Raw genomic sequence first — 722 nt, forward strand, 5'->3', positions numbered from 1 at the left:
GTTTAGTTCAGGCTAATCTTGATGCCCTTACCCATACCTTAGCCCACCGTTAATTGCGTTTTAGCCAGAGGTTCTTATGCTGCAAGTCAAAATTGTTCCAGTTACTGCTTTTGCTCAAAATTGTTCTTTAGTTTGGGACAGTGAAACAAAAGAAGCAGTTTTGATTGATGCAGGCGGTGATGCTGCTGTTTTGAAGAAAGAAGTAGAAGCCTTAGGTTTAAAAGTAAAAGCGTTATGGCTTACTCATGGGCATTTAGATCACGCTGGGGCTGTAGGTGAACTCGCAAAAGAGTGGAGTGTTCCTGTTGTTGGTCCGCATAAAGAAGATCAGTTCTGGCTAGATATGATTCAGGAAGTTTCGGCCCGTTATGGTTTTCCAATCCCACAGCCTGTAAAAGTCGATCAATGGCTTGAAGGCGGTGAAGTGCTAAAACTGGGTGAAGATGAGTTTGAAGTGCGTTTTGCACCAGGACATACACCAGGTCATGTCATGTTCTATAACAAGAATCATGGTTTACTCTGGACTGGCGATGTCCTGTTTAAAGGCTCAATTGGAAGAACAGATTTTCCACGTGGTAATCATGATCAACTGATTGAATCAATTCAGCGTGAGTGTTTTAGCTTACCAGATGAAACCCAGTTTATTTCAGGGCATGGACCAATGAGTACCATTGGCTATGAAAAACAATTTAACCCGTTTGTCGCAAGTAAAGCGGGTTAAT

1 protein-coding gene is annotated in these 722 nt (G+C 42.2%); it reads left to right on the forward strand.

Annotated elements, in window-relative coordinates; all coding sequences use genetic code 11:
• The first annotated feature begins 76 nt into the window (after nt 1-76).
• A complete protein-coding gene (locus ABD296_RS49595) occupies nt 77-721 on the forward strand; it encodes an MBL fold metallo-hydrolase (RefSeq protein ID WP_000942274.1) in 645 nt (214 codons plus the stop codon).
• Nucleotide 722: the final 1 nt, after the last annotated feature.

It is taken from the genome of Actinomadura napierensis, from assembly GCF_039529375.1.
Taxonomy (GTDB): domain Bacteria; phylum Actinomycetota; class Actinomycetes; order Streptosporangiales; family Streptosporangiaceae; genus Spirillospora; species Spirillospora napierensis.

Excerpts from the sequence above, each read along its gene's own strand:
- ABD296_RS49595 (WP_000942274.1), top strand. The coding sequence starts at position 77 with ATGCTGCAAGTCAAAATTGTTCCAGTTACTGCTTTTGCTCAAAATTGT.